This window comes from Sphingomonas rhamnosi (genome assembly GCF_036663615.1).
In the GTDB taxonomy this organism is placed as follows: Bacteria; Pseudomonadota; Alphaproteobacteria; order Sphingomonadales; family Sphingomonadaceae; genus Sphingomonas.
Window position 1 is genome coordinate 323,564 of sequence record NZ_JAXOJJ010000004.1, and the last position, 25,985, is coordinate 349,548.

The window sequence follows — 25,985 nt, forward strand, 5'->3', positions numbered from 1 at the left end:
CCCCGGAACAAGTCCGGGGTGACGAAGGGGGCCGGGTGCGCCATCAACGCAACACCGCCGGATCGAGCACCGTCTCGTTCGCCACGATCGCCGCCGAGCGTGCCTGCACATCCGCCGGCGCCGCGATCAGCCCGCGCTTCACCAGCGGCCCGGTCGCGCTCCAGTTCGCGGCATAGAGTTTCAGGAACGTCCGTAACCCCGGAATCGCGGTCAGATGCGCCTTCTTCACGTAGATGTAGAGCGGCCGCGAGCCCGGATAGCGATTGTCCGCGATCGTCGCATAAGTCGGCGCGACGCCGGAGATCGTGACCCCGTTCACCGCGTCCTTATTCTCTTCGAGATAGGAATAGCCGAACACGCCGATCGCATTGGGGTTCGACTGCAGCTTCTGGACGATCAGATTGTCGTTCTCGCCGGCATCGACATAGACGCCGTCCTCACGGACGCGCGTGCACAGCGCCTTGTGCGCCTCGGGATCGGATTTCGCGAGCGCGGCGGCGGACGGGTCGGAGTCCTCGCATCCCTTGGTCAGGATCAGCTCGGCGAGCGCATCGCGCGTGCCGCTGGTCGCGGGCGGGCCATAGACCTGGATCGGCAGCGCGGGCAGCGCCGGGTTGACGTCGCGCCACAGCCGCGCGGTGTTGGGCCTGCCGCCGGGGTTGGCCGCGAGCGCCTTGTAGAGATCGACCGGGGTCAGCGACATCTTCGCGCCGTTCTTCGCCTCGGCAAAGGCGATGCCGTCGATGCCGACCTGGATCTCCAGGATCTGGCCGACGCCGTTCTTCGCACATTCGGCATATTCGCTGGCCTTCATCCGGCGCGACGCGTCCTCGATATCGGGATGCGCGGCGCCCACGCCGCCGCAGAACAGCTTCATGCCCGCGCCGGTGCCGGTCGATTCGATCACCGGCGCGCGCGCGTCGGCGTCGTTGGCGACCAGTTGCTCGGCGATCATCGTCGTGAACGGATAGACCGTCGAAGACCCCACCGCGGTGATCTGGTCACGCGATCCGGCGCCGCCGCCGTTCGCCTGGTCGACGCACCCGCCGACCGTCACCATCACCAAAAGACCAACCCAGCGTCGCACCATCATCCCCGATCCAGCGGGCGGATAGCGCGCTACAGCCGCGTCTGTGTGACAGTTGCGTTGCTCTTTTGTGACAGCGTCCCCGATGGCGCGACGTGCGGGGGCAGGATCACCATCACCGTGGTGCCGATGCCGACCTGGCTGACGATGTCGAGCCGGCCGCGATGCCGCTCGACGATGTGCTTGACGATGGCGAGGCCCAGCCCGGTGCCGCCGACCGAGCGGCTGCGCCCGGAATCGGCGCGGTAGAAACGTTCGGTCAGCCGCGGGATGTGCACCGCGGCGATGCCTTCGCCCTCGTCGCGCACCGACAGCCGGATCATCCCCGAATCGTCGCGACGCAGCGAGATCGTCACCGGCGTGCCCGCGCGGCCATATTTGAGCGCGTTGCCGATCAGGTTGTGGAGCATCTGCGACAGCTGCACGCGGTCGCCCGATACCGCCGGCACCGCCGGGTCGATCGCCTCGATCAGGTCGCGGCCGCGGGTGCCGGCGGTGTCCTCCAGCTCGTCGCGAACGTCGGCGACGAGCTGGGTCAGATCGACCGCGTTGTCGGGCAGGCGATACTTCTCCGCCTCGATCCGGCTCAGCGAGATCAGGTCCTCGATCAGCCGCAGCATCCGCCGCGCTTCGTCGTCCATCACCTTGAGGAAACGGGTGCGGACCGCGGGGTCCTCGCCGGCCTCGTCGCTCAGCGTCTCGATGAAGCCGAGGATCGAGGCGAGCGGGGTGCGCAGCTCGTGGCTGGCATTGGCGACGAAATCGACGCGCATCCGCTCGGCGGCATAGTTGCCGGTCTGGTCGATCAGATGGACGATCCGGGTCCCGTCCGAGGCCTCGCCGACGCGCATTTCCCAGCGCTGGTCGCGCGTGCCGAGACCGACCAGCTCGATCGGCCGTTCAGGATCGGCGGGTTGCGGCGCGGCGATGCGCGCCGCCGCGGCGGGGTGGCGGATCGCGACGCGGGCGTCGTCGCCGACGATATGCTGGCCGAGCAGCGCGCGGGCGGCCGCGTTGGCGAGCGACACCTGGCCCGCGCGGATCAGCAGCACGGGTTCGACGATCGCTTCCAGCACCTCGTCGAGGATCGACGGGGTAGGGGTGATCGGGATGGCGTCGACCTCGGTGTCGTCGTCGCCGGTGCCCGCGGCCACCAACGCCGCCGCGACCCCGCCGACCAGCGTGACTATCGCGCCCTGGATTCCCTCGGTGATCACGTACACGGCGAGCGCCGCGACGACGACGACGACGATCGCCCAGAAGGTGCGCAGGCCAAATCCGGAAAGCATTGCGCGCTCCTTACGATAATTGGTGCACGCAGCGCCAGCCCGTCCCGCTTCGGCACGCGGGGCGGGGCCCGCTTGTCACCGCTTCAGGATTGTGAAAGGGCTTGGCGCTAGCAGGGGCAGCATGACCGACGATCCGCGATCCGAATCCGACCAGGGCGAAGGCGCCGCCGTACCGACGCGGCGCATGCTGATGCTCGGCGCGGTGAGCGCGAGCGCGGTGGTGTCGATCCGGCCGGCGCTGGCGCAGACCGCCGGGTCGGTGCTCACCTGCGAGATCCCGGTGCCCGACCCCGGCCGCGCGGGCAGCTACATCGACGCGCAGGGCAAGGTGGTGCCGTCGGGCACCAGGGGCGCGTTCCCACCGGCGACGCGGCCGTTCAAGGGCGAAGAGGTCCGCCGGGCGCTGGCCAGCGGCAACACGCTGCCCGGCACCGATTCCGAACGCAGCCGCGCCTATGTGAACTATATCCGCCGGCTGCAACGCGGCCAGGGCGGCTTCACCTGTTTCGCCTCGTTGCAGATGCCGCGCGGCTGAGAAAAACGGTGGCGGCGCGTCAAACGCTCCGTCACCCCGGACTGGTTCCGGGGTCCATCGTGCGGCAAACCAATTGGCCGGAGAGTTTGCGGCACCATGGATGCCGGAACTAGTCCGGCATGACGAAGGGGGAAGGTGTCATAATTTACCGAGCCCCCCCTGCCGAGGCGATGCTCGTCGCCCCCCTCGACGCATTCACCGCCGTCTTCCACCGCGCCTCCGGCATCACGCACCTTCTCACCGAACCCGCGCCGCAGATTTTGCAGGCACTGGGGCAGGACGGGCTGACTCTCGACGCGCTGCTCGCGCGGTTGTCCGCCGACTATGCGCTGGCCGATGCCGACCGCGACGCGTTGGCGGCGCGGCTCGACGAGCTGGTCGTCGCAGGCCTTGTCGCGACCGCATGAGGCACGCGTTCGCGGTCCGGATCGGCCCGGTGGGGTTCCGCGTCGGATCCGACTGGCGCGCGCCCATCGCCGCGCTCGAAACGCTGTACCGTGACTATCCCACGCCCGACGTGCCCGACTTCACCGTCCGCCTGTTCGCGCGGCGGCCATGGCGGCGGTTCGTGCGTCCGTCGGTCGAGATCGGCGGGGATTACATGCTGCCCGAAGCCGCGCCGCTGCCGTTGTCGCAAGGGCTGCTCGCCGCCGAGATGGCGATGAACCTGCAGCTGGCGCTGGGCGGGCGGCGATACCTGTTGCTGCACGCGTCCGCGGTCGAGCGCGACGGGCGCGCCGTGCTGATGACGGGCATTTCGGGGGCGGGGAAGTCGACACTCGCCAGCCTGCTCGCCGCGCGCGGCTGGCGGTTCATGGGCGACGAGTTCGCGCTGCTCGATCCCGCCACCGGGCTGGTGCACGCCTTCCCGCGGCTGATCAGCCTCAAGAACGAAGGGATCGCCGCGGCGATCGCGGCGCGGCCCGATGCGCGGCTCGGGCCGCTGATGGCGGGCACGCCCAAGGGCGACATCCGCCACATCGTCCCCGACGCGCGCGCGATCGCCGCGATGGACGTGCCGGCACGCCCCGCGCTGCTGCTGTTCCCGCGCTACGGGTTCGAGGCGGCGGTGCGCCCTGTCCCGCCCGCCGAGGCGTTCGTGCGGATGACCCAGGCCTCGACCAACTACGTCGCGCTGGGCGAGGCGGGGTTCGCCGCGCTGACCGGGCTGATCCGCGCGGTGCCGTCGGTCGCGCTCGACTATCCCGACGGCGCGCGCGCGGTGGCGCAGGTGGAGGCGCTGTGGGACGCGCTTTGAGACCTTCCGGGACCGATGCCACCCTGCTTGCCCGCGCGCTCGCCGATCCCGCGACGACCGCGGCGCTGGATGCGCAGGGCTGGACCGCGCTGATCGCGATGGCGCGCGCCGAGCAGCTGATCGGCACGCTCGCCGTACGGCTCGACGGGCTGGCGATGCCGGCCTCGGTCGCGCGGATCCTTGCCGACGCGCGGGCGGGCGCCGAGTACGGCCGTCGCGCCGCGCTCTGGGAGGCCGAGATGGCGCGGCGCGCGCTGGCACCGCTCGGCTGCCCGGTGGTGCTGCTGAAGGGCACCGCGTTCGTCGCCGCCGGGCTGCTGGCGGGGCGGGGGCGGTCGATCGGCGATCTCGACATCCTCGTCGCGCAGCGCGATCTCGACGCGGTCGAGGCGGCGTTGCTCGCGGCCGGTTGGGAGTGGGTAAAGCCCGATCCTTATGACGACGCTTATTACCGGCGCTGGATGCACGAGCTGCCGCCGCTGATCCACCGCGAGCGCGACCGGATGATCGACGTCCACCACACCATCCTGCCGCTGACCGCGCGGCCGACGCCCGATGCGACCGGGTTGCTCGGTGACGCGGTGGCGCTGGGCAACGGGCTGTCGGTGCCGAGCGCGAACGACATGATCGTCCATGCCGCCGCGCACCTGTTCGCCGATGGCGATCTCGCCGGGGGCTTGCGCAACCTGTGGGACATCCGCTGTCTGGTGGAGGAGTTCGGAACGCAGGGGCTGGCGCCGCGGGCGGCGCATCACGGGCTGAGCGAGGCGGTGGCGCGCGCGTTGCGGCTGGTCGCGGCGGTGTTCGACGGGGCGACGGCGACGGGAGGCGATCGGTTCTATGTTCGCCGGCTGCTCGCACGCGACGGCTGGGGGTGCCCGACCCGCCCGGTGACCCGGCTGGTCTTCTATGTCCGGTCGCACGCGTTGCGCATGCCGCCCGCGATGCTGGCGCGGCATCTCTGGATCAAATGGCGCAAGGCGTGAACGACACCCTTCCTCGAACCCCGCCTTCTTGGCGCGCGCGCTGGCAAAACCAGGACTTGACCGCTAACCCGCCCCGACCCGTCGCAAGACGGCTTGCCGCGGCGCGACGGTCATCGTCCGCGAGCCATGCAAGGCACAGAGGGAATACAAAGATGACGATCGACCGGCGTGCTGCAGCGCCCGCCGCCTTCGCGGTCCTGGCCGCCAGCCTGATGAGCCCCGCCGCGGCCCAGACCACGCAGGACACCCCGCTGCCGCCCCGCGGCCTTGAAAGCCTCGCGCCGCAGACCGTCCCGGTGCCGCCGGCGCCGGTCATCGTCCTGCCGAGCGCGGCGCCCACGCCGACACCGACCCCGACCGCCACGCGGGCGCCCCGCGCGACCGCGACGCCGCGTCCCACCCGCCCGACTCCCTCGGCGCAGACCCCCACGCGTCCGGCCGCGACGCCCGCGCCGACGCCGGTTCCCCGTTCGACGCCGGCTCCGACCCCGGCGCCTGTCCCGACACCCGCCCCGACGCCGCTCGCAACGCCCACCGTCGCCGCGACGCCAGCGCCGGCGTCACTACCCAAGTCCCAACCCGAACCCACGCTCGCGGCGCCTGAAACCGGCCGGATGATGCCGATCTGGCTTCTCCCCGCAGTCATCGTCGTCGTGCTGGCCGCGCTGTGGGCATTGAACCGCCGCCGCAAGGACGTGCCCGAGCGAAATGTCGAGCCCGATTACATCGAGCCAACACCCGAACCCGAACCCGAACCCGAACCCCAGCCCGAACCCGCTCCCGCACTCGCACCCGAACCCATCGTCGCCGCACCTGCCGCGCCGCGCTTCCTCGAACCGGCGGTCCCGCAGGCCCCCCGCGCGCGCCTCTCGGTCGATATGCGCCCGCGTCGCGCCGGGCTCAACCTGCTCAGCGCAGTGGTCGAATGCGACCTGCTCGTCACCAACACCGGCGCCGCGCCGGCCGAGGGGATCCGCGTCGGCGCCGCTTTGCTCACCGCGCATCTGGGGCTCGACGCCGATCTCGCTGCGCTCACCGCCGCGCCGATCGTCCGCCCCGCGACTCCGCCCTTCGCGCTCGCGCCGGGGGAGACGCGCAGCGTCAAGGCGATCGCCGCCACCCCGCGCGACGCGATCCAGACGCTGACCGCGGCCAACCGCCCGATGTTCGTGCCCATCGTCGCGGTGAATTGCCTCTATCCCGACGGCCAGACGACGCGCGCCTGGGCGGTCGGCATCGAACGCGTCGATTCCGCCAAGCTCGCGCCGTTCTGGCTCGACGCGCCGCCCAAAATGTCCACCGACATCGCAGCCAGGCCGCACGCGGCCGCGTTCGAGCGGTAAGGACCGGCCGGGAGCAGGCCCCCCCAAAAACCGTCACCCCAGCGAAGGCCGGGGTCTCGGGCGGCTCCTGTCCCGCCATATCCGCCAGAGATCCCAGCCCTCGCTGGGATGACGGGGAGGGGGCGTCTTGTGCGCGGTCGTTACTGGCCGAACGGATACACTTTGACGCTCGCCGGCAGGGCAGGGGCCGCCGTCCCCGCTACCCGCGCCGCGATCGTATCGACGATCGCCGCCATCACCGCCGCATCGGGGTGGTGCCCGCCGCCTGCGATCACGAACGAAGCGCCCGCCTTGTGCGCCTTCGCCGCCGCGACGTGCAGCGCGTTGCCCAATTGTGCAGGCACGACATCGTCGGCGGTCCCGTGGATCAGGAAATAGGGTTCGTCCAGCGTGGGCACCGCGGCCAGATTGTCATAGTCGTCGGGCACGAACGCCCGCGCGATCTTCGGCGCCATCGCGCGCAGCCGTGTGAACGTCCCGACCGTCACCAGCGCATCGAGCCGCTGCCGCGTCGCCAGCCCGAACGCGACCCCGCCGCCCAGGCTATGCCCGACGACGATGACGCGCCGCGTGCCGGCGAGCGCCCGGGCACGCGCGTAGAATGCGTCCGCATCCGCCGCGAGGCTTTTGGCATCGGGTCGCCCGGGGTTGCCGCTATAGCCGCGATACTCCGCCGCGACGACGCCATAGCCCTCCGCGACCAGCGGCGCGAACCATTCGACGCTGCGGTCCGCGCTGCTCGCATTGCCGTGGAACACCAGCAGCACCGGCTTGTCCGCGGCGCCCGCCACTTCGACGCCGCGAAGCAACAGCCCGTCCGCGGTGCGCACCTGATCCAGCGTGGCGCCGCGCGGCAGCCCCGCCACGCTCAGCGGCGCCGTCTGCGGCTGATAGATCCGGTCGTGGATCGACTGCGCATCCGCACACGCGGCGGCGAGCAGCAGGGGAAGGAGGAGCAGCGGACGGAGCAGGGTAGGGCGCATCCGGCGGACGATAGCGAAGCCATGCTGAACGAAAACCCCCCCGTTCTCCCGCGAAAGCGGGAGCCCAGGGTTCCGAACGCAGCGTTAGGGGTTGCTGGCCTCCGCCGTCGCGGGAAACGGCGTACTGCCCGCACGCACGCACGAAAAAGGGCGACCGCATCGCTGCGGCCGCCCATTTTCTTAGCTGCGGCCGACTTCGGCAAAGCCGAAGTCTCGTCGGTCGGCATGAATGCCGCCGGCCGGCCTTGCGGGGAGTGCGATTTAGCTCGCGCTAAACCGTCTCTCCCGCTGCGGCTTACTTGACCTCGACGGTCGCGCCGGCTGCTTCCAGCTGCGCCTTGATCTTGGCGGCCTCGTCCTTCGACACGCCCTCCTTGATCGCCTTCGGAGCCGACTCGACCAGCGTCTTGGCTTCGGTCAGGCCGAGCGAGGTGATCGCGCGGACTTCCTTGATGACGTTGATCTTCTTCCCGCCGTCGCCGGTCAGGATGACGTCGAATTCGGTCTGCTCTTCAGCGGCCGGTGCGGCTGCGCCACCGCCGGCTGCAGGTGCTGCTGCGACCGCTGCTGCGGCCGAAACGCCCCACTTCTCTTCGAGAAGCTTCGAAAGGTCGGCGGCCTCGAGGACGGTGAGGGCCGAAAGCTGGTCAACCAGTGCGTTCAGGTCTGCCATGTGTAGTCTCCATCTCGGGGCATGCGCCCCATCAGTTCAAAATTGACGAAAGTGCCCAAGATCAGGCGTCTTCCTTCTCCGCGTAGGCGGAAAGCACGCGCGCGATCTGCGCTGCCGGAGCCTGCGTGATCGTCGCCAGCTTCGTTGCCGGGGCAACGAGGAGGCCGAGGATCTTGGCACGCAGTTCATCCAGCGAGGGCAGTGTCGCGAGCGCCTTCACGCCGTCGACGTCGAGGGTCGTCGCACCCATCGCCCCACCCACGATTTCGAACTTGTCGTTCGTCTTCGCGAAATCGACGACCACCTTGGCGGCCGCGACGGGATCGATGGAGCTGGCCAGACCGACCGGACCCGTGAGCATGTCGCCCAGCGAGAGATAGTCGGTGCCGTCCAGCGCGATCTTGGCAAGCTTGTTCTTCGAGACCTTGTAGGTCGCGCCGGCGTCGCGCATCTTGTTCCGCAGCACAGTGGACTGTGCGACGGTCATTCCCAGGTTGCGCGTCACAACGACGACGCCGACCTCGGAAAAATTGCGGTTCAGCTCAGCGACGGCCGCGGTCTTTTGATCACGATCCATGCCATTCTCCACGGTTTTGGGTGTTCCGCCCTGCGGCGGTTCACCCGGTCACTAACCGGAGGCGTGGACATCCCACGCTTCCGGGGTGTCTCGGCGATGGGGCATGGGAGAGGCGCTTGCCAGGCAAGCGACACAGCCGACGTGCGAACACGGCGACGAAATTCCATTCCCCGTCTAGGTAGGAGATTAAGCGCAGGCAAACCCTGCACACCTACCGTCTCGGACGGAGTTCGAGCGAGCAAGCCCGCCGAACGAGGGAGCGCCTTAGCGGAATTGGCGCGCGAGTCAATCGGGCGCCAGCGAATCCACTTTCCGGCGGAAGCACGCGATGTCCGGCCCCCGCTCGCCGAACCCAGCGCGCACGCAGGCCCGCACGATCGCGCAGCCGATCCGGTCGACCCGCGCGTCGCCGCTCGAGATCTCCGGCCGGCACGACGAAAGGATCCGGCCGATACTCGCATAGCGCAGCCGCAACTTACGCAACCGCCGCGCCACCACGACGATATCGTCGGCCGATTCCTGCGCCGCCGCAACGCGCGCACGGGCCTCGATCGGGGTGGTGACGGATGCGGCGTTCGCCGGTCTATCCTCGCCGGGAATGGCTAGGCTGGGCGCGGGAGACGGCGACACCGCCCGGATCGCGGCAGACCCGCCGTCAGGTGCGCCGCGCGCCGCCGGTCCGGCGACCGGCACGGCGGGGGTGGGGGCGGGGGCGGGGCAGGCTCCGGTGCGCTCGGCGGTGAGGCGTCCGGTCATCTCGGCGACGTCTTCGCCGTTATCCTGCGTTCGCGCGTGCAGGCGGACATCGATGCGGGTCGGTGCCAGAATGCCGGTGTACCGGGTTGCCGATGCCATGACCGCGGGCCTTAGGTCACCGCCTACCGCCATCATCCGCGTGCAGTCCTTGCGGCCCGTCAACCGACCCTTGGCGATCCGTATCCGCATCCGCGAGCATCCGGGCTGGGTGACGGCGTTGTCGCGACCCAGCAGGCGGGCGATCGCGTCATCCAGCGCCTCGTCGGCGATACAGGTGCGGGCCGTCCAGCCCGGTGTCGTCGAAACTCCTCGTCCGGCACTACCGGAATTGACGATGACCGTTCGCGACGGCCATTTATGGATCGTCCACGCCCCGGCATCGACATGGGGTCGTTCGCCTTCGACGACGATCTCGGGCGGCGCCTTGCGCGGATCGACCGGCACGTCCTGCGCCATCGCGCCGGCCGCCAACGCCAAGCCAACCGCTCCTATCGCGCGCCGTGCCATCGCCTGCCCCCCACGCCGTTGATCCGCGTTAAAGCCTTCGCTGGCAAGGGGCCTTGCCGCGGGGCGGCCGCGCCCTAACTCCTGCTCTCCCCATCGAAAAGGCCGCGTCATGACTCTTCCCGCTTCTCCCGTCTGGTTCATCACCGGCTGCTCGACCGGCTTCGGCCGCGATCTCGCGCGGCTCGTGCTCGACCGCGGCTGGACCGCCGTCGTCACCGCACGCGGCGCGGACCGGGTCGCCGATCTCGTCGAAGGCTTCGAAGACCGCGCGCTCGCGCTCGACCTCGACGTCAACGACCAGGCGCAGATCGATGCCGCCGTCGCTGCGGCCACCGCGAAGTTCGGCCGCATCGACGTGCTCGTGAACAATGCCGGCTATGGCTATCAGGCGACCGCCGAGGAAGGCGACGACGCCGAGATTCGCGCGCAGTTCGACACCAACGTGTTCGGCCTGTTCGCGATGACCCGCGCGGTGCTGCCGGTGATGCGCGCGCAGGGGGCCGGCAACATCGTCAACTTCACCTCGGTCGCGGGGCTTATCGGCTTCCCAGGCTCAGGCTATTACGCCGCGTCGAAGCATGCCGTCGAAGGCTGGTCCGACGCGCTGCTCGCTGAGGTCGGCCCGCTCGGGATCGGCGTAACCTGCGTCGAACCCGGCCCGTTCCGCACCGACTGGGCCGGCCGCTCGCTCAGGCAGACGCCGAGCACCATCCCCGCCTATGCCGACACCGCCAAGGCGCGGATGGCCGGCACCAAGGACATCAGCGGCACCCAGGCTGGCGACCCCGTCCGCGCCGGCGAGGCGATCATCGCAGCGGTCCAGCACGACACGCCCCCGCGCCACCTCGTACTCGGCAAGTTCGGCTACGACGCCGTCACCGCCAAACTGAAGGAACGCCTCGATGCCATCACCGCCGCCCGCGAGGTGAGCCTCGGCGCGGACTTCCCGGAGGACGCGGACGCCTAGCCCCCAACACCACCCCGGCGAAGGCCGGGGCCCAATGGGGAAACCTCAGTGACGACGGACTGCGTTCCGTTACCCTCGTCCCCCAATTGGGCCCCGGCCTCCGCCGGGGGGCCCTGTTGCTAGGACAAACGAAAAAGGGCCGGGAGATCGCTCTCCCGGCCCCTTCTTCATGTCAGCCCGGGAACGGGAATAAATCCCGTTCCCGTCGGTCGCGGCTGAAGCCGCACCGGCCGGGCGCCACCGTCTCGGGATTAGCTGACGCTAATCCCGTGCGGTCACGCCCCAGCAACCTCAGCCGTATCGACCTTGATCCCCGCACCCATGGTGCTCGAGATCGCAACCTTGCGGACATACTTGCCCTTGGCGCCGGCCGGCTTGGCCTTGACCACCGCATCGACCAGCGCGTCGAAGTTCGCGCGCAGGTCTTCCGCCGGGAACGAGGCCTTGCCGATGCCCGAATGGATGATTCCGGCCTTCTCGACGCGGTACTCGATCTGGCCGCCCTTGGCCGCTTCGACGGCGGCTGCGACGTTCATCGTCACCGTGCCGAGCTTCGGGTTCGGCATCAGGCCCTTGGGACCCAGCACCTTGCCGAGGCGACCGACGATGCCCATCATGTCCGGGGTCGCGATGCAGCGATCGAAATCGATCGTGCCACCCTGGATGGTCTCCATCAGGTCCTCGGCACCGACGACATCGGCACCAGCCGCGGTCGCTTCGTCGGCCTTGGCGCCACGGGCGAACACCGCCACGCGCACGGTCTTGCCGGTGCCCTTGGGCAGCGTCACCACGCCGCGGACCATCTGGTCGGCGTGACGCGGATCGACGCCCAGGTTCAGCGCGACTTCGATCGTCTCGTCGAACTTCGACGTCGCACCCGAGCGCGCCAGGCCGATGGCCTCGTCGATCATGTGCAGCTTCTCACGATCGATCGTGATGGTCTTCTGCTTCTTGGTCAGCTTGGTCATGATATCAGCCCTCCACCACTTCGAGGCCCATCGCGCGGGCGGAGCCCTCGATGATCTTCGTCGCCGCGTCGATGTCGTTGGCGTTCAGGTCCTTCATCTTCGTCGTCGCGATCTCGCTCAGCTGGGCGCGCGTGATCTTGCCGGCGACGACCTTGCCGGGCTCCTTGGACCCCGACTTGAGGCCTGCGGCCTCCTTGATCAGGTAGGATGCCGGCGGCGTCTTGGTCTCGAACGAGAACGAGCGATCCGCATAGACCGTGATGACGGTCGGGATCGGCATGCCCTTCTTCAGGTCGCCCGTGCCGGCGTTGAACGCCTTGCAGAACTCCATGATGTTGACGCCGCGCTGACCCAGCGCAGGCCCGATCGGCGGTGCGGGCTTGGCGTCGCCAGCCGGCACCTGCAGCTTGATGTAGCCGGTAATCTTTTTAGCCATTGTCTCTCTTCTCAAGGTAAGTGGTTCAGACGAGCACCAGGGCGCTCTCCCACAGGCATTCCACAGCTGTCGCGTTGGAAGCCGGCGCGCATAGCCCAAAACCCGCGCAGCGGCAACACCCGCCCTTCTTCTTCTCTCCGCGCCCTCCGCGCCTCCGCGCGAACAAAACCTTCTTCCCTTCGCGCCTTCGCGTGAACCACCCTTCTTATTCGCGCAGAGGCGCAGAGGACGCAGAGACAAAAGGGGGGATTGCAATGTAGGAAAACCCGCGCGACCCCCAAGTCATGCCCCGTCCGCTGACCCCGAATCAGGCGTTCGAGAACGCCGCCCCCCACCCACCTCATGCGCCGCCGCGGCGAATCCTCGGACGCCTACAGCTACCGAATGGCCGTGATGTACCGCGTGCAACAGGACCGCGCCCGCGAAGCTTTCGAAATTGCCGAAGCCGACCGCCAGGCCAGGGGAAAGGGCCCGTGGTTCGCCGAAGGCCCACCGCTCCCCGCGCTCGATCAGGTCACGGGTTGGCGCAAGCAACGCTCGAGGACCGACGACTGAGCCGCCAGAGGGAACGTCTGAAAGTGGTGGTTAGGCGACGGGCAGCTTTCGGGCCAATAAAGGGCGAAGCGGGCGTTAGGCATCGGCCACCGTGTCGAAGCTAACCTCGAACAGAAACTGACGGACAAACGGTGACCCTGTTGTCGAGTAGTCCGACATGGTAGCTACCCCATCCGTAAATCGCCCGAAAAAGGCTTCCACTTCGTCGCGTTGGACGTCGTAGCAATCTACACGAATGACGACGTTCAAACCCTTGGCTTCGGGGAACTGCGCGGCCAAGTGACCATCGAGTGCGGCGTTAAGGCAGCCGAACATTCGATCCTGCAAGCTGCGCAGATGATCTTCTATTTCGCCGTCCCACGGTCCTTCCACGAGAACCATCTGGCAAGTGTCTCGGGCCTCGTTGAAGGCGATGAAGTTGACCATGACTTCGCTCATGCCGTCAGCCTACGGGGATCGCCGGGAAGTGCCAATGGCCGCCTCTGGTGTTCGATCACGCAACCTCTAATGACCGGGATTGGGCGTTAGCGGACGATCTTCCTGTTCAACACCGCCGCCCTAACCCACCCACCGCCAGATACCTGCCGCCCATCCGGCGAGCGGGATATGCGCCCAGGTCGCGGCCAGCCACAGCACCAGGCCGCCCGCCAGCGTGTGCAGGCCGAAGCCGCCGAACCGCGCGCGGCGCGCGGCGATCGCGGCGAAGGGGAGGTAGCTCGTCCGCGACTGCCAGGCGGGCCAGCCCTGCGGATCGAGCGCCGCCTTCTTGCGGTCCTGCAACGCCGCGCCGACCAGCGCCAGGGCGATGATCGCGCCGCACAGCACGATGTTGGCGACCAGCGGATAGATCAGGATATGCGCGACGCCCCACAGTGCGAAGCCCCACATCATCGGATGCCGCGTTACCGCGAACACGCCGCGCGCCGGCGCGGTCGCGGCGGTCCCCGGCGTCATCGCCGGGTTGCGGATCATCGAACCGAGGAACAGGATCGACGCGACCAGCATCAACAGTGTCGATACCGCCCACAGCGCATCGCCGACGGCCCATAGCGGCACGGTATCGGGCGTCGCGCGGTAGGCCGACACCGTCGCGACGAACGTCGCGAGCGCAACGACGGTGTAGAGCCCGGCAAAGCCCTTCTCACCCAGGCGGCCGACCAGCGGCGCGCGCGCGGGGTGCGACAACAGCAGATGCGCACCGACGAACGTCGCTGCTGCTGCCGTCAGAACCGCGATCGATCCGGTCATGGGTGAGTCCCCCCGGCCGCGCGTACTGCCGCGGGCCGGGGCTCAGTCTGCCGGACGTTCGTCCCGGCGTCCATCGGTGTGTGGAGGTAACTCGATGCGGCGCGACGCGGGACTAAATCCCGCGTCGTCGGACCTCGCTAGAGCGAGGCCGGCCGGCGTTCGCCCGTCTCGCGGGCTAGCTGCGCTAGCCGCGTGCGGGCAGTAAGCCTTTGGCTTACTTGCTCCGCTCGACCTGTTCGAAGTCGAGTTCGACCGGCGTGGCGCGACCGAAGATCGACACCGAAACCTTGACCTTCGACTTGTCGAAATCGAGTTCCTCGACCAACCCGGTGAAGCTCGCGAACGGACCGTCCAGCACCTTGACCGAATCGCCGATCTCGTAATCAACCTTGATCTTCTGCTTGGGCGCAGCGGCCGCCTCTTCCTTCGAATTCAGCATCCGCGCGGCTTCCGCCTCGCTGATCGCCTGGGGCTTGCCCATCGATCCCAGGAAACCCGTCACCTTCGGCGTGTTCTTGACCAGGTGATAGACGTCGTCGTTCATGTTCAGCTTCGCGAGCACATAGCCCGGCATGAACTTGCGCTCGACCGCGATCTTCTTGCCGCGACGGGCTTCGGTGATCGTCTCGGTCGGAACCTCGATCTGCTCGACCAGCTGCTCGAGGCCCATGCGGGTCGCCTCGGCCATGATCGAATCGCGAACCTTGCCCTCGAAACCCGAATAGGCGTGAATGATGTACCAGCGCGCCATGTGCGGACCTTATTGAGCGAGTTTCAGGAGCATGGTGACGATCGCCTGCAGGATCGAATCCACGCCGAAGAAGAACACCGCGAGGATCGTCGTCATGATCACGACCATCACGCCGGTCATCACCGTCTCGCGCCGCGTCGGCCACGTGACCTTCGACGTTTCGGTGCGGACCTGCTGGATGAATTCGAGTGGGGACGTCTTCGCCACGATGTTCTTCACTCGCATGTTGAGGAAAAGGAGGGCCAGCCGCATCGCCTTTCAGAGGCAGTGCCGGCCGACCATCGGAAGCCCCGGCAGATAGCTTTGCTACCGGGCGAAAGCAAGGGCAGGGGGTAGGGGCCGATTTCGTGCCGTTCCCGACCGATTTCCGGCGCCGATTTCGCACGCCAAAAAAAAGGCCGGTCATGCGACCGGCCGTGAAAGTTTTTAGGAGAGGATGCCTGAAAGGCGTCGTCTTTGTGCATCGCAGCACCCCGCAACGCAATTGTTGATAGCGCAACCATGATTGCGTTTCGTGCATTCGTCGCTGCGGTTCCGGCATCGCCACAGTCCGTCATCCCCCGCGCCGTCATCTCCGGCCCCGTCATCTCCGGCTCCGTCATCCCCCGTTCCGTCATCGCAGCGAAGGCTGGGATCTCCCGCAGCATGCACGCAACGCCAGTCGCACGAGACCCCAGCCTTCGCTGGGGTGACGGAACGGGGGAAGGGGGAGTGCGGTCGGGCACCTCCCGTCGGCAAACGCCAGTCGCGCCCGCGCCCTCACAACCCCCAGGACAACCGAACATACCCAAACTGCCCGGGCACGTCATACGTGGTCGGATCGTAATTCGGCCCCGTGCAGCTCGTGCACGTCGGCGGATCCTGGTCGAACACATTGTTCACTCCGATCGTCAGCGCCAGCTTGTGCTCCATCCACGCCGGCGAGAACGCCAGCTGGACGTCGCCGTAGACGGTGCTGCCGAGCTTGCTGCCGTCCGCCTCCTTCACCCGCGCGATATAGCGCCCGGTGAACGCCGCACGCACCGCCCCCAGATCCCAGTCGACCACCGCGTTCCCCTTGAACTTCGGATAGCTCTGGTCCGGGAACCCGCGCGTCGTGCCGCGGTAATCGGTTGTGGTGAAGCCGTTCTCCGCCGGGAAGGTCTCGGTATATTTCAGCAGGATATTGCCGTTGAGCGACAGCCCGAACACCCCGGCCGCGCCGCGCCGGCTGCGATACACCGCGGTCACGTCGACGCCGCGGGTGCGGATCCCGCCGATGTTCTGCAGCTGCGCGTTTATTCGCGAGATCAGCCCGCTCGGCGTCCGCGTGATCGCCGCGCACGACAACGCGTCGGCGCTGAACGCACACCGCCTGAGCGTCAGCTGCGCATCGACTGGCGCGATCGCGTCGTCCACCTTGATGTCGTAGTAATTGCCCTCAATGCTCAGCTGGCTGGCAAAGCCGCTGGCCTGCGCCCAGCCCGGCGCATAGACCCCGCCGAACAGCCAGGTCCGCGACGTCTCGGGCTTCAGCGCGTTGTTGCCCCCGGTCAGCACGCCCAGCTGCCCGCCATTGGGCTCCTGATAGCTGCCGTTCGCCGGCACGCCGTTCGCGGTGCAGTTCGCGCGCACCGCGGGGTTGGTCTGGTACGGCGATCCCGCGACGTTGGTACACGGATCGTCGATCGGCGCATCGGATCGCGATGCGGCGCCGAACAGCTCGCCGATGCTCGGCGCGCGAAACCCTTGCGCATAGGACGCACGGAACAGCAGGTCGGTCACCGGCTTCCACAGTCCGTTGGCGGTATAGGTGGTGTTGCTGCCGCTGGTCGAATAGTTCGCATGCCGCACCGCGCCGCCGACTTCGAGCGAGTGGATCAAAGGCGTGTCGTGGATCAACGGCACGCGCAGCTCGGCATAGGCCTCGTCCGAATTGAACAGGCCGCGTGCGGGCTGCGCGGGGATGTCGGCACCCAGGCCTGCGGTGATCAGCGGGTCGGGCGCGAACCGGCCATATTGTACGCGGTGTTCATACCCCGCCGCGATCCCGACCGCGCCCGCGGGCAGGTCGAACAGCTCGCCCGAGATATTGGCGGTATAATCCTCCAGCCGCTGCGAACTGCGCGCGCGCTCGTCGAACGCGACATAGGCGAGCATCGCCGGAGTGACCGATCCCGCGCCGCCGAAGATGTTGAACGGCACGCAGTCCCCGGTGCACTGCGACACCGGCCCCAGCGCCTGCGCGAGCCGTGCGGCGTTGATGTTGCCGGTGAACAGCTGCTTGGCATCGTTGAAGCCCAGGACCGCGTTCACGTCCCAATAGAATTTGCGCCCGATCGCGTCGAACGACCCGTCCAGGGTCGCGGTCGCGGTCATCGTGTCGACCGTCTGCGTGTAGGTCCGCTGGCCGGCCTCCACCAACCGCCGCCGCACCGTCGAGTAATTCGCCGGCGGATTGCCCGCACCGCCCGCCGACAACGTGAAGCCGAACGGGTTGTACGGGTTGGTCGCGTCGATCGAGATCGTGTCGAGCAGATTGCCGTTGCCGGCATCGGGCCCGACGAACAGCGGCAGGAACGCCGCCTGGTTCTGCGAATTGCGCCGCGTATAGTTGAGTTTGGCGCGCAGGTTCACGCGATCGGTCAGCTCCTGCTTGCCACTGACGAAGAAGCCGTAGCGCTCGGACGGCGTCAGGAAATAATTGTACGGCGAGAAATTGAACCGGTCCGCCGCGGTCAGCAGGCGGAAGTCGCTGTTCGGTCCGGTCGGGTTCGCGGCGTCGTAGCGCGGCCGCCCCAGGATCGGCGCGGTCTTGATCGTCAGCGCGGGCCCAGCCAGCTGGACGAAGCCGTTGACCGTAGCGCTCGAACAGCCGCCGACCGGATCGGTGCAGCTGGTCTGCCCGGGGTTGGGGAATTGCGAGATCGCCCGGTCGCGCGTGCTGACCTTCTCCTGCTTCACATAGCTCGCGCCGAACACCACGCTGGTGCGCGGGCTGCCGCCCGGTGATTGCACGCCGTAGCTGACATTATAGTCCTGCGTGTGGCCGTCGCCCTGACGGAACGTGCCGAACTGCGCCGACGCTTTCAGCCCCCTCTGTTCCGACTTCGTGATGATGTTGACGACGCCCGACAGCGCGTCCGATCCGTAGAGCGGCGACTGGCCCGACTGCAGGATCTCGATCCGCTCGATCGACCCGACCTGGATGGTGTTGAGGTCCACCGTCGACGGGATCCCGCTCGCCGAGGCGCCGTTGACGAAGCGCAAGCCGTCGACCAGCACCAGAGTACGCTTCGCGGTCAGGTAGCGCAGGTCGATCTCGGCCGATCCCGCACCGACCCCGCCGCCATCGGGCGGGTTGCCGATATTGCCCGAATTGTTGACCTTCGAATTCAGCCCGCCGGCAGCACTTGGCAGCCGCTGGAGCACGTCGGCGACCGAGGAGAGCCCTGTGCGCTGGATCGATTCGGCGTCGACGGTGATGACCGGGGAGGGCTGGTCGAGCGGATCGCGGCGGATGCGCGATCCGGTGACCACGATCTCCTCGCCGGGTGCATCGCTTACCGCCGGTACCGCAACTTGCTGCGCCCCCGCCGGCGCCCCCGCCAGCATGGTCGCGAGCGCGAGCCCGCTGCACATCGTCCGCATGAACCCGTCCCCCCGTTCACGTCATGTCGACGCGAACATGCGGTATCGCCGGCGCGAATCAAGCGAACATGGATCGGATTTGAATGGGGAAGGGGAAGGGCGCGGTGGCAGGAGTGAGGGGACTCGAACCCATGACCCTCGGTTTTGGAGACCGATGCTCTACCAACTGAGCTACACTCCTCCGCGCCACAGCCCCCTACCCGCGGTTTTCCGGCAGGGCAAGTGCCGAAGGGGATCATCGCAGCCGCGTCGCGGTTGACCATCGCACCGCTCGTGCGTATAGGCGCACCCTGCTCGACGGGACCGTTCCCGCCGGACATGCTTGAACATTGCTGGATGCATTCCAGGGCCTGAGGGGCGGTCACCGCTCCCGATGGTCCTTTTTGTATTCCTAGGCGCCCATGGCTCCAGCAAAGTAACCATTTGAAAGGTGAAGGCTTCAATGCCGACGATTAACCAGCTGGTCCGCAAGGGCCGCGATCCGCAGAAGGCCAAGTCCAAGGTCCCTGCGATGGAAGCCAACCCGCAGAAGCGCGGCGTTTGCACCCGCGTCTACACGACGACCCCGAAGAAGCCGAACTCGGCTCTGCGCAAGGTGGCCAAGGTTCGCCTGACCAACCAGCGCGAAGTCATCAGCTACATCCCGGGCGAGGGCCACAATCTCCAGGAGCACTCGGTGGTCCTGATCCGTGGCGGTCGTGTCCGCGATCTTCCCGGTGTGCGCTACCACGTCCTGCGCGGCGTGCTCGATACACAGGGTGTGAAGGACCGGCGTCAGTCGCGTTCTAAGTACGGCGCCAAGCGGCCTAAGTGATCGGGCTTTAGCCCGATCATCCCGGCCAACCGCCGGGATCCAGAATCCAAAAAAGTAAGCCCCGGACGTGTTCCGGACCAGCTGAAGAACGAAGGAATTTGAAATGGCACGTCGCCGTCGTCCAGAAAAGCGTATCATCCTCCCCGATCCGAAATACGGTGATGAGGTCCTCTCGAAGTTCATGAATTCGGTCATGCTCGACGGCAAGAAGTCCGTCGCAGAGCTGATCGTCTACGGTGCCTTCGAAACCGTCGAGCAGCGCGCCAAGCGCGATCCGATCGGCGTGTTCCACGACGCGCTGACCAACGTAAAGCCGGGCATCGAAGTCCGTTCGCGCCGCGTCGGTGGTGCGACCTACCAGGTCCCTGTCGAGGTTCGTCCCGAGCGTGCCCAGGCACTGGCCATTCGCTGGCTCATCGGTGCGGCACGTGCCCGCAGCGAGAACACGATGGCCGCACGGCTGTCGGGCGAGCTGATGGACGCCGCCAACAACCGCGGCAACGCGGTCAAGAAGCGCGAAGACACGCACCGGATGGCCGAAGCCAACCGCGCCTTCTCGCACTACCGCTGGTAACAGCGGTGTGTTGCCGGCATTGCGCTGGTGACCCGGTGCGGGTGGCCTATCGCTCGTACTATATAACGCCTATATCATGGGGAGCCGGTTCTGCTGGCTCCCCATATCTTTAAGGAAGCACGATCATGGCCCGCAGCCATCCGCTCGACCGTTACCGCAACATCGGCATCATGGCGCACATCGACGCCGGTAAGACGACGACGACCGAGCGCATCCTCTATTACACCGGCAAGTCCTACAAGATCGGCGAAGTGCACGAAGGCACCGCGACGATGGATTGGATGGAGCAGGAGCAGGAGCGCGGGATCACGATCACGTCCGCCGCGACGACCTGCAAATGGCGGGCCGAAGAAGGCAAGGGTGAAGAGCACCTGATCAACATCATCGACACGCCGGGCCACGTCGACTTCACGATCGAAGTCGAGCGTTCGTTGCGCGTGCTCGACGGCGCGGTCGCGTGCTTCGACGGCGTTGCCGGCGTCGAGCCGCAGTCCGAGACGGTGTGGCGCCAGGCGGACAAGTACAAGGTTCCGCGGATGTGCTTCATCAACAAGCTCGACCGCACCGGCGCCGATTTCTATTTCTGCGTCAATTCGATCATCGAGCGCCTCGGCGCGCGTCCGGCGGTGCTGTATCTGCCGATCGGCATGGAAGGCGGCTTCAAGGGCCTGGTCGATCTGGTCGAGAACCGCGCGATCATCTGGCTCGAAGAGAGCCTGGGCGCGAAGTTCGAATATCAGGACATTCCTGAGGACCTCGCCGACAAGGCGGCGAAGTATCGCAGCGAACTGATCGAAATGGCCGTCGAGCAGGACGACGCCCTGATGGAGGCGTATCTCGAGGGCAACGAGCCGAGCACGGCCGACCTCAAGAAGCTGATCCGCAAGGGTACGCTCGACATGGCATTCGTGCCGGTGGTTTGCGGCTCGGCGTTCAAGAACAAGGGCGTTCAGCCCCTGCTCGACGCCGTGGTCGACTATCTGCCGAGCCCGCTCGACGTTCCCGCGATCCAGGGTCTGAAGCTCGACGGCGTCACCGCCGATGAGCGTCCGTCGTCGGACGATGTGCCGTTCTCGGCGCTGGCGTTCAAGATCATGAACGATCCGTTCGTCGGCACGCTGACCTTCGCACGCATCTATTCGGGCAAGCTGGAGACCGCATCGCAGGTCACCAACTCGGTCAAGGACAAGAAGGAAAAGGTCGGTCGCATGCTGCTGATGCATGCGAACGAGCGTGAGGACATCCAGATCGCCTATGCGGGTGACATCGTCGCTCTCGCGGGCCTGAAGGACACCACGACCGGTGATACGCTTTGCGCGATGAACGCACCGATCATCCTTGAGCGGATGGAATTCCCCGAGCCCGTGATCGAGCTGTCGGTGGAGCCGAAGACCAAGGCCGACCAGGAGAAGATGGGCGTCGCGCTCAACCGTCTCGCCCGCGAGGACCCGTCGTTCCGCGTGTCGTCGGACAACGAGAGCGGCCAGACCATCATCAAGGGCATGGGCGAGCTCCATCTCGAAATTCTGGTCGACCGCATGAAGCGTGAGTTCAAGGTCGAGGCGAACGTCGGTGCGCCGCAGGTGGCGTATCGCGAGTATCTGAAGAAGCCCGTCGACGTCGACTACACCCACAAGAAGCAGTCGGGCGGCACCGGCCAGTTCGGCCGCGTGAAGGTGAAGGTCGCCCCTGGCGAGCGCGGTTCGGGCATCATCTTCAAGGACGAGATCAAGGGCGGCAACATTCCGAAGGAATATCTGCCGGCGATCGAGAAGGGCTTCCGCGAGACTGCCGCGTCGGGTTCGCTGGTCGGCTTCCCGATCATCGACTTCGAGATCATCCTGTATGACGGCGCCTATCACGACGTCGACTCGTCGGCGCTGGCGTTCGAAATCTGTGCCCGTGGCGCGATGCGCGAAGTCGCACAGAAGTCGGGCATCACGCTGCTCGAGCCGGTGATGAAGGTTGAGGTCGTCACCCCGGAGGATTATCTGGGCGACGTCATCGGCGACATCAACAGCCGTCGTGGGCAGATCCAGGGCACCGACAGCCGCGGCAACGCGCAGACTGTCGAGGCGATGGTGCCGCTCGCGAACATGTTCGGCTATGTGAACGCGCTCCGCTCGTTCACCCAGGGCCGCGCGCAGTACTCGATGCAGTTCTCGCACTATGACGAAGTGCCGCAGAACGTCGCCGACGAGGTGAAGGCCAAGTTGGCCTAAGGCGCACGGAGCCAAGGAAACTTGGCTCCGAGACGCCGAAAGGCCGGCCAGACTCGGGCATCGCCCGTGGACTGACGATACGGAATTTACTTCCGCGTCGGCCCGTCCTTAGGGCAGGGGGCTGGCGCAACCGAAATCGAGCCGCTATGGGGCCGCGTTCGCGCGGTTCCCGGTGAGGCACCGGAATACGAATCAGAAGGTAGGAAATCATGGCCAAGGCAAAATTTGAGCGGAACAAGCCGCATCTGAACATCGGCACCATCGGTCACGTCGATCATGGTAAGACCTCGCTGACCGCGGCGATCACGAAGGTTCTGGCAGAGACCACCGGCGGCACCGCCGTGGACTTCGCCAACATCGACAAGGCTCCCGAGGAGCGCGAGCGCGGCATCACGATCTCGACCGCACACGTCGAGTACGAGACGACCAACCGTCACTATGCGCACGTCGATTGCCCGGGCCACGCCGATTATGTGAAGAACATGATCACCGGTGCTGCCCAGATGGACGGCGCGATCCTCGTCGTGTCGGCAACCGACGGCCCGATGCCGCAGACCCGCGAGCACATCCTGCTCGCACGCCAGGTCGGCGTGCCCGCGATGGTCGTGTTCATGAACAAGGTCGATCTGGTCGACGACGCCGAGATCCTCGAGCTGGTCGAGATGGAAATCCGCGAACTGCTCAGCTCGTACGACTTCCCGGGCGACGACATCCCCGTCATCCAGGGTTCGGCCACCGCCGCGCTGCAGGACAAGCTGCCTGAGATCGGCAAGGAAGCCGTGATCAAGCTGATGGCCGCCGTCGACGAGTACATCCCGCAGCCCGAGCGTCCGCTCGACAAGCCGTTCATGATGCCGATCGAGGACGTGTTCTCGATCTCGGGTCGTGGCACGGTCGTCACCGGTCGCGTCGAGACCGGCATCGTCAAGGTCGGCGAGGAAGTCGAGATCGTCGGTATCCACCCGACCGTCCGCAAGACCACGGTCACGGGCGTCGAGATGTTCCGCAAGCTGCTCGACCAGGGCCAGGCTGGCGACAACGTCGGCGCGCTGATCCGCGGCGTCGCTCGCGACGAAGTCGAGCGTGGCCAGGTGCTCTGCAAGCCGGGCACGATCAAGCCGCACACCGACTTCGCGTCGGAAGTCTACGTGCTGTCGAAGGAAGAGGGTGGCCGTCACACGCCGTTCTTCGCCAACTACCGCCCGCAGTTCTACTTCCGGACCACGGACGTCACCGGGACCGTCGAGCTGCCTGAGGGCACCGAGATGGTCATGCCCGGCGACAACGTTGCACTCGGCATCAAGCTGATCGCACCGATCGCCATGGACGTGGGCCAGCGCTTCACGATCCGCGAAGGTGGCCGTACGGTTGGTGCAGGCGTCGTCAGCGGCATCTCCAAGTAATCTTCCACGCCTTCGGGCGTAGAACGACAGAGCCCGGCTTCTCGCGAGAGAGGCCGGGCTTTTTTGCGTTCTCGGCGTGATTGCGGCCGTGAAGTGCTCCTTGGGAGCGATCTGAAGCAGTTTCTTATTAGGCCGGCAGATCCCCTTTTGACGACATTCCTCGTCACTGAAGCGCAGGCTCTGTCCAAATACCTATTGGGTTCGATATTAGCCGCCATGTCCAATCTCAGGCGCCGGCATTCTTGCTCGCGATCGTATTTTTTGCCATGGTGAAATTGGAGAACGCGCCATGGCTTCCATGAACATTTCCCTGCCCGACCCAATGCGCGACTATGTGCAGGAGCGGATCGACGGCGGGCAATACGACAGCGTCAGCGACTATTTCCGCGATCTGGTACGGCGCGACCAGCGCGGCATCGAGGACGAAGCGCTCTGGCTCCGTGAACTGGACGACTCGATATCCGACAGCTTGGTCGAGATGAACGCGGGCAGGGGTGTAGAGCTCGACCTCGCGTGTAGCGAGGTGCTTGCAGAGATCGAATTATCGGGTGGCCAGCCCCGCGGATGAGGGTGGTCCTGTCGTCGCGTGCCGTCGCTGACCTAAAGAGGATTGGCCTCTTCATTGCACTCGACAGTCCGACGCGCGCCGCTTCCTTCGTCATGGAATTGCGCGAAACAGCCATGCGACTTGCCGAGGTGCCGCGGGGCTTCCCTATGGTGCCGCGGTACGAGGCACACGGTATCCGTCGTCGGTCGTGGAGGGGCTACGGCATCCTGTACTCGGTTTTGCCCGATCGTGTGTTCGTGCATCGCATAATCGGTCCCGGGCAGGACCTTGATCGCGCGCTGCGGCTGAGTTGACACACACGACCCGACATGGAGCCGTAATGACGCTGTCTGCTGACGGCGCGAAAATCACCCACCCCCGGTTGCAATCCACCCGCGCCTCCCGTAAGGCCCGCCTTCGGTTTTCAACATCACACAGCAAGTGCCCGGCAACGGGCCCGCTCTTTCGCATCGGTAGGGACTATGGACAGCAATATCCGCATTCGTCTGAAGGCGTTCGATCACCGCGTGCTCGATCAGGCCACTGGCGACATCGCCGACACCGCGCGCCGCACCGGCGCGCTCATCCGTGGTCCCATCCCGTTGCCCACGCGCATCGAGAAGTTCACGGTTCTGCGTGGGCCCCACGTCGACAAGAAGTCGCGCGAGCAGTTCGAGGTCCGCACCTACAAGCGCATGCTCGACATCGTCCAGCCGACGCCGCAGACGGTCGACGCGCTGATGAAGCTCGACCTCGCCGCCGGCGTTGACGTAGAGATCAAGCTGGCCTAAGGGCCTCAGCTTCCCCGGCGGGTCATCTCGCCGGGTTCGTGTTTCCGCGGAGGCGGAAATCCAGTTCGGAACCGGCTTCGGCGGGCGTCCGACTGAAAAAGAGATACCGCTGGTGGCTTGCTACCGGGTCTGCGTCTCCCGTTTCGTCCGGTTCGCCGGATCCCAGCCCGGGACGGGGGCTCGCATCGCATATTCCGGGCTGGAAGGGCACCATCGAGGCATCCGCTTCGGTGGCGTTTCGTATTTGGCGCTTTGTCACGGCTTCGGTCGCGGCGGGCACCGCAAGCCCCCGGGGAATCGTCCTGCGGGGGCCTCTGTCGAGGAAGGGACAAGATCATGCGTACTGGCGTGATCGCGAAGAAGATGGGGATGACCCGCCTGTTCCAGGACGATGGTCGGCACGTGCCGGTCACGGTTCTGGCACTCGAAGGCAATCAGGTCATTTCCGTTCGCGAAATGGATCGTGACGGCTACACCGCTGTCCAGCTCGGTGCAGGTGTCGCCAAGTCGAAGAATGTCGCAAAGCCGCAGCGCGGCCATTTCGGCAAGGCCGAAGTGGAGCCCAAGGCTGTCGTCCATGAGTTCCGCGTGAACGCAGACGGCCTGCTCGACGTTGGTGCCGAGATTTCGGCAGACCATTATGTCGCGGGCCAGATCGTCGATATCCAGGGCAAGACCCAGGGTAAGGGCTTCCAGGGCGGCATGAAGCGTTGGGGCTTCGGCGGTCTGCGGGCGACCCACGGCGTGTCGGTTTCGCACCGTTCGCTCGGTTCGACTGGTCAGCGCCAGGATCCGGGCAAGGTCTTCAAGAACAAGAAGATGGCCGGCCACATGGGCGACAAGTATCGCACCCAGCAGAACCTCGAGATCGTATCGACCGACGTCGAGCGCGGTCTCCTGTTCGTCAAGGGTTCGGTTCCCGGTTCCAAGGGCGGCTGGCTCTTCGTCAAGGACTCGGTGAAGGTCGCGCGCCACGCCGACGCACCGTTCCCCGCCGGTCTCAAGACCACCAACAGCAACACTGCAGCAGATACGCCGGCCGAGACGACCGACGCACCCGCAGCCGATAGCCAGGAGGGCTGAAC

Annotated in this window: 28 protein-coding genes and 1 tRNA gene; 15 read left to right on the forward strand and 14 right to left on the reverse strand. The window is 66.7% G+C overall.

Annotated elements, in window-relative coordinates:
- Positions 1 to 43 precede the first annotated feature (43 nt).
- Together U1701_RS11205 and U1701_RS11210 are read right to left on the reverse strand one after the other, a co-directional pair.
- The gene (locus U1701_RS11205; RefSeq protein WP_332782647.1) at positions 44 to 1,090 is read right to left on the reverse strand and encodes a substrate-binding domain-containing protein; all 1,047 of its coding nucleotides are present in this window, start codon (positions 1,088 to 1,090) and stop codon (positions 44 to 46) included.
- Between the two features lie 29 nt (positions 1,091 to 1,119).
- Entirely contained in the window at positions 1,120 to 2,376 is a 1,257-nt protein-coding gene (locus U1701_RS11210; RefSeq protein ID WP_332782648.1) for a sensor histidine kinase, read from the reverse strand.
- Between the two features lie 121 nt (positions 2,377 to 2,497).
- On the opposite strand from U1701_RS11210, the gene U1701_RS11215 reads away from it, so the two are divergent.
- The 5 genes from U1701_RS11215 to U1701_RS11235 all read left to right on the forward strand — a co-directional run bounded on the left by U1701_RS11215 (position 2,498) and on the right by U1701_RS11235 (position 6,498).
- Positions 2,498 to 2,911, forward strand: a complete 414-nt coding sequence (locus U1701_RS11215) for a hypothetical protein (RefSeq protein WP_332782649.1) — start codon at positions 2,498 to 2,500, stop codon at positions 2,909 to 2,911.
- Positions 2,912 to 3,030: 119 nt separating this feature from the next.
- The gene (locus tag U1701_RS11220) at positions 3,031 to 3,318 is read left to right on the forward strand and encodes an HPr-rel-A system PqqD family peptide chaperone (RefSeq protein ID WP_332782650.1); all 288 of its coding nucleotides are present in this window, start codon (positions 3,031 to 3,033) and stop codon (positions 3,316 to 3,318) included.
- Complete coding sequence (locus U1701_RS11225; protein WP_332782651.1) at positions 3,315 to 4,169, forward strand: HprK-related kinase A; 855 nt, start codon at positions 3,315 to 3,317, stop codon at positions 4,167 to 4,169. Before U1701_RS11220 ends, U1701_RS11225 begins: the two co-directional genes overlap by 4 nt.
- Positions 4,154 to 5,155, forward strand: a complete 1,002-nt coding sequence (locus U1701_RS11230; RefSeq protein ID WP_443026037.1) for a nucleotidyltransferase domain-containing protein — start codon at positions 4,154 to 4,156, stop codon at positions 5,153 to 5,155. Before U1701_RS11225 ends, U1701_RS11230 begins: the two co-directional genes overlap by 16 nt.
- Before the next feature lie 152 nt (positions 5,156 to 5,307).
- Entirely contained in the window at positions 5,308 to 6,498 is a 1,191-nt protein-coding gene (locus tag U1701_RS11235) for a hypothetical protein (protein ID WP_332782653.1), read from the forward strand.
- Between the two features lie 140 nt (positions 6,499 to 6,638).
- Here the strand turns inward: U1701_RS11235 and U1701_RS11240 are convergent, their stop codons facing one another.
- The 4 genes from U1701_RS11240 to U1701_RS11255 form a co-directional block, all read right to left on the reverse strand.
- Positions 6,639 to 7,481, reverse strand: coding sequence for an alpha/beta hydrolase (locus tag U1701_RS11240; protein WP_332782654.1), 843 nt, complete (start codon positions 7,479 to 7,481; stop codon positions 6,639 to 6,641).
- A 295-nt stretch (positions 7,482 to 7,776) separates the two neighbouring features.
- Positions 7,777 to 8,154, reverse strand: a complete 378-nt coding sequence (rplL, locus tag U1701_RS11245; RefSeq protein WP_010407636.1) for a 50S ribosomal protein L7/L12 — start codon at positions 8,152 to 8,154, stop codon at positions 7,777 to 7,779.
- A gap of 61 nt (positions 8,155 to 8,215) precedes the next feature.
- A complete protein-coding gene (gene rplJ / locus U1701_RS11250) occupies positions 8,216 to 8,731 on the reverse strand; it encodes a 50S ribosomal protein L10 (protein WP_332782736.1) in 516 nt (171 codons plus the stop codon).
- Positions 8,732 to 9,016: 285 nt separating this feature from the next.
- On the reverse strand, positions 9,017 to 9,964 hold the full coding sequence (locus U1701_RS11255; protein ID WP_332782655.1) for a hypothetical protein: 948 nt from the start codon (positions 9,962 to 9,964) through the stop codon (positions 9,017 to 9,019).
- A 139-nt stretch (positions 9,965 to 10,103) separates the two neighbouring features.
- Here U1701_RS11255 and U1701_RS11260 point away from each other — a divergent pair, with 139 nt between their 5' ends.
- A complete protein-coding gene (locus U1701_RS11260; protein ID WP_332782656.1) occupies positions 10,104 to 10,961 on the forward strand; it encodes an oxidoreductase in 858 nt (285 codons plus the stop codon).
- 275 nt (positions 10,962 to 11,236) lie between these two features.
- Here the strand turns inward: U1701_RS11260 and rplA are convergent, their stop codons facing one another.
- Together rplA and rplK are read right to left on the reverse strand one after the other, a co-directional pair.
- Positions 11,237 to 11,929 (reverse strand): 50S ribosomal protein L1, encoded by a 693-nt coding sequence (gene rplA / locus U1701_RS11265; RefSeq protein WP_332782657.1) that lies wholly within the window; start codon positions 11,927 to 11,929, stop codon positions 11,237 to 11,239.
- A gap of 4 nt (positions 11,930 to 11,933) precedes the next feature.
- Positions 11,934 to 12,365, reverse strand: a complete 432-nt coding sequence (gene rplK / locus U1701_RS11270; protein WP_332782658.1) for a 50S ribosomal protein L11 — start codon at positions 12,363 to 12,365, stop codon at positions 11,934 to 11,936.
- A gap of 384 nt (positions 12,366 to 12,749) precedes the next feature.
- On the opposite strand from rplK, the gene U1701_RS11275 reads away from it, so the two are divergent.
- The gene (locus tag U1701_RS11275; RefSeq protein ID WP_332782659.1) at positions 12,750 to 12,920 is read left to right on the forward strand and encodes a hypothetical protein; all 171 of its coding nucleotides are present in this window, start codon (positions 12,750 to 12,752) and stop codon (positions 12,918 to 12,920) included.
- Between the two features lie 75 nt (positions 12,921 to 12,995).
- Here U1701_RS11275 and U1701_RS11280 read toward each other — a convergent pair whose 3' ends face one another.
- From U1701_RS11280 to U1701_RS11305, 6 genes are all read right to left on the reverse strand, one after another.
- Positions 12,996 to 13,358, reverse strand: coding sequence for a hypothetical protein (locus U1701_RS11280; protein WP_332782660.1), 363 nt, complete (start codon positions 13,356 to 13,358; stop codon positions 12,996 to 12,998).
- Between the two features lie 120 nt (positions 13,359 to 13,478).
- Positions 13,479 to 14,168, reverse strand: a complete 690-nt coding sequence (locus U1701_RS11285) for an NnrU family protein (RefSeq protein ID WP_332782661.1) — start codon at positions 14,166 to 14,168, stop codon at positions 13,479 to 13,481.
- Positions 14,169 to 14,382: 214 nt separating this feature from the next.
- Entirely contained in the window at positions 14,383 to 14,919 is a 537-nt protein-coding gene (nusG, locus tag U1701_RS11290; protein WP_332782662.1) for a transcription termination/antitermination protein NusG, read from the reverse strand.
- A 9-nt stretch (positions 14,920 to 14,928) separates the two neighbouring features.
- The gene (gene secE, locus U1701_RS11295) at positions 14,929 to 15,126 is read right to left on the reverse strand and encodes a preprotein translocase subunit SecE (protein ID WP_147082719.1); all 198 of its coding nucleotides are present in this window, start codon (positions 15,124 to 15,126) and stop codon (positions 14,929 to 14,931) included.
- A 552-nt stretch (positions 15,127 to 15,678) separates the two neighbouring features.
- Entirely contained in the window at positions 15,679 to 18,549 is a 2,871-nt protein-coding gene (locus tag U1701_RS11300; RefSeq protein WP_332782663.1) for a TonB-dependent receptor domain-containing protein, read from the reverse strand.
- A gap of 105 nt (positions 18,550 to 18,654) precedes the next feature.
- Positions 18,655 to 18,730: transfer RNA gene (locus U1701_RS11305), tRNA-Trp, on the reverse strand.
- Positions 18,731 to 18,991: 261 nt separating this feature from the next.
- Between U1701_RS11305 and rpsL the strand changes: the two genes are divergently transcribed.
- From rpsL to rplC, 8 genes are all read left to right on the forward strand, one after another.
- Positions 18,992 to 19,363, forward strand: coding sequence for a 30S ribosomal protein S12 (gene rpsL, locus U1701_RS11310; RefSeq protein ID WP_010164594.1), 372 nt, complete (start codon positions 18,992 to 18,994; stop codon positions 19,361 to 19,363).
- 103 nt (positions 19,364 to 19,466) lie between these two features.
- A complete protein-coding gene (gene rpsG / locus U1701_RS11315; protein WP_147082716.1) occupies positions 19,467 to 19,937 on the forward strand; it encodes a 30S ribosomal protein S7 in 471 nt (156 codons plus the stop codon).
- A gap of 125 nt (positions 19,938 to 20,062) precedes the next feature.
- Positions 20,063 to 22,159 carry an elongation factor G gene (gene fusA / locus U1701_RS11320; protein ID WP_332782664.1) on the forward strand — a complete coding sequence of 699 codons (2,097 nt, stop codon included), beginning with the start codon at positions 20,063 to 20,065 and terminating at the stop codon, positions 22,157 to 22,159.
- 209 nt (positions 22,160 to 22,368) lie between these two features.
- A complete protein-coding gene (tuf, locus tag U1701_RS11325; RefSeq protein WP_332782665.1) occupies positions 22,369 to 23,562 on the forward strand; it encodes an elongation factor Tu in 1,194 nt (397 codons plus the stop codon).
- 289 nt (positions 23,563 to 23,851) lie between these two features.
- On the forward strand, positions 23,852 to 24,130 hold the full coding sequence (locus U1701_RS11330) for a ribbon-helix-helix domain-containing protein (protein WP_332782666.1): 279 nt from the start codon (positions 23,852 to 23,854) through the stop codon (positions 24,128 to 24,130).
- Positions 24,127 to 24,423 carry a type II toxin-antitoxin system RelE/ParE family toxin gene (locus U1701_RS18730; RefSeq protein ID WP_443026038.1) on the forward strand — a complete coding sequence of 99 codons (297 nt, stop codon included), beginning with the start codon at positions 24,127 to 24,129 and terminating at the stop codon, positions 24,421 to 24,423. Before U1701_RS11330 ends, U1701_RS18730 begins: the two co-directional genes overlap by 4 nt.
- A gap of 168 nt (positions 24,424 to 24,591) precedes the next feature.
- On the forward strand, positions 24,592 to 24,900 hold the full coding sequence (gene rpsJ, locus U1701_RS11335; RefSeq protein WP_147082712.1) for a 30S ribosomal protein S10: 309 nt from the start codon (positions 24,592 to 24,594) through the stop codon (positions 24,898 to 24,900).
- 336 nt (positions 24,901 to 25,236) lie between these two features.
- On the forward strand, positions 25,237 to 25,983 hold the full coding sequence (rplC, locus tag U1701_RS11340; RefSeq protein ID WP_332782667.1) for a 50S ribosomal protein L3: 747 nt from the start codon (positions 25,237 to 25,239) through the stop codon (positions 25,981 to 25,983).
- The last annotated feature ends 2 nt before the right edge of the window (positions 25,984 to 25,985 follow it).

Excerpts from the sequence above, each read along its gene's own strand:
- rpsG (WP_147082716.1), top strand. The coding sequence starts at position 19,467 with ATGGCACGTCGCCGTCGTCCAGAAAAGCGTATCATCCTCCCCGATCCG.
- rplJ (WP_332782736.1), bottom strand. The coding sequence starts at position 8,731 with ATGGATCGTGATCAAAAGACCGCGGCCGTCGCTGAGCTGAACCGCAAT.
- U1701_RS11225 (WP_332782651.1), top strand. The coding sequence starts at position 3,315 with ATGAGGCACGCGTTCGCGGTCCGGATCGGCCCGGTGGGGTTCCGCGTC.
- U1701_RS11330 (WP_332782666.1), top strand. The coding sequence starts at position 23,852 with ATGGCTTCCATGAACATTTCCCTGCCCGACCCAATGCGCGACTATGTG.
- nusG (WP_332782662.1), bottom strand. The coding sequence starts at position 14,919 with ATGGCGCGCTGGTACATCATTCACGCCTATTCGGGTTTCGAGGGCAAG.
- rpsJ (WP_147082712.1), top strand. The coding sequence starts at position 24,592 with ATGGACAGCAATATCCGCATTCGTCTGAAGGCGTTCGATCACCGCGTG.
- U1701_RS11240 (WP_332782654.1), bottom strand. The coding sequence starts at position 7,481 with ATGCGCCCTACCCTGCTCCGTCCGCTGCTCCTCCTTCCCCTGCTGCTC.
- U1701_RS11280 (WP_332782660.1), bottom strand. The coding sequence starts at position 13,358 with ATGAGCGAAGTCATGGTCAACTTCATCGCCTTCAACGAGGCCCGAGAC.
- U1701_RS18730 (WP_443026038.1), top strand. The coding sequence starts at position 24,127 with ATGAGGGTGGTCCTGTCGTCGCGTGCCGTCGCTGACCTAAAGAGGATT.
- rplA (WP_332782657.1), bottom strand. The coding sequence starts at position 11,929 with ATGACCAAGCTGACCAAGAAGCAGAAGACCATCACGATCGATCGTGAG.
- U1701_RS11275 (WP_332782659.1), top strand. The coding sequence starts at position 12,750 with ATGGCCGTGATGTACCGCGTGCAACAGGACCGCGCCCGCGAAGCTTTC.
- U1701_RS11210 (WP_332782648.1), bottom strand. The coding sequence starts at position 2,376 with ATGCTTTCCGGATTTGGCCTGCGCACCTTCTGGGCGATCGTCGTCGTC.
- U1701_RS11260 (WP_332782656.1), top strand. The coding sequence starts at position 10,104 with ATGACTCTTCCCGCTTCTCCCGTCTGGTTCATCACCGGCTGCTCGACC.
- rpsL (WP_010164594.1), top strand. The coding sequence starts at position 18,992 with ATGCCGACGATTAACCAGCTGGTCCGCAAGGGCCGCGATCCGCAGAAG.
- U1701_RS11235 (WP_332782653.1), top strand. The coding sequence starts at position 5,308 with ATGACGATCGACCGGCGTGCTGCAGCGCCCGCCGCCTTCGCGGTCCTG.
- U1701_RS11215 (WP_332782649.1), top strand. The coding sequence starts at position 2,498 with ATGACCGACGATCCGCGATCCGAATCCGACCAGGGCGAAGGCGCCGCC.
- rplL (WP_010407636.1), bottom strand. The coding sequence starts at position 8,154 with ATGGCAGACCTGAACGCACTGGTTGACCAGCTTTCGGCCCTCACCGTC.
- U1701_RS11220 (WP_332782650.1), top strand. The coding sequence starts at position 3,031 with ATGACGAAGGGGGAAGGTGTCATAATTTACCGAGCCCCCCCTGCCGAG.
- fusA (WP_332782664.1), top strand. The coding sequence starts at position 20,063 with ATGGCCCGCAGCCATCCGCTCGACCGTTACCGCAACATCGGCATCATG.
- rplK (WP_332782658.1), bottom strand. The coding sequence starts at position 12,365 with ATGGCTAAAAAGATTACCGGCTACATCAAGCTGCAGGTGCCGGCTGGC.
- U1701_RS11300 (WP_332782663.1), bottom strand. The coding sequence starts at position 18,549 with ATGCGGACGATGTGCAGCGGGCTCGCGCTCGCGACCATGCTGGCGGGG.
- U1701_RS11285 (WP_332782661.1), bottom strand. The coding sequence starts at position 14,168 with ATGACCGGATCGATCGCGGTTCTGACGGCAGCAGCAGCGACGTTCGTC.
- rplC (WP_332782667.1), top strand. The coding sequence starts at position 25,237 with ATGCGTACTGGCGTGATCGCGAAGAAGATGGGGATGACCCGCCTGTTC.
- tuf (WP_332782665.1), top strand. The coding sequence starts at position 22,369 with ATGGCCAAGGCAAAATTTGAGCGGAACAAGCCGCATCTGAACATCGGC.
- U1701_RS11205 (WP_332782647.1), bottom strand. The coding sequence starts at position 1,090 with ATGGTGCGACGCTGGGTTGGTCTTTTGGTGATGGTGACGGTCGGCGGG.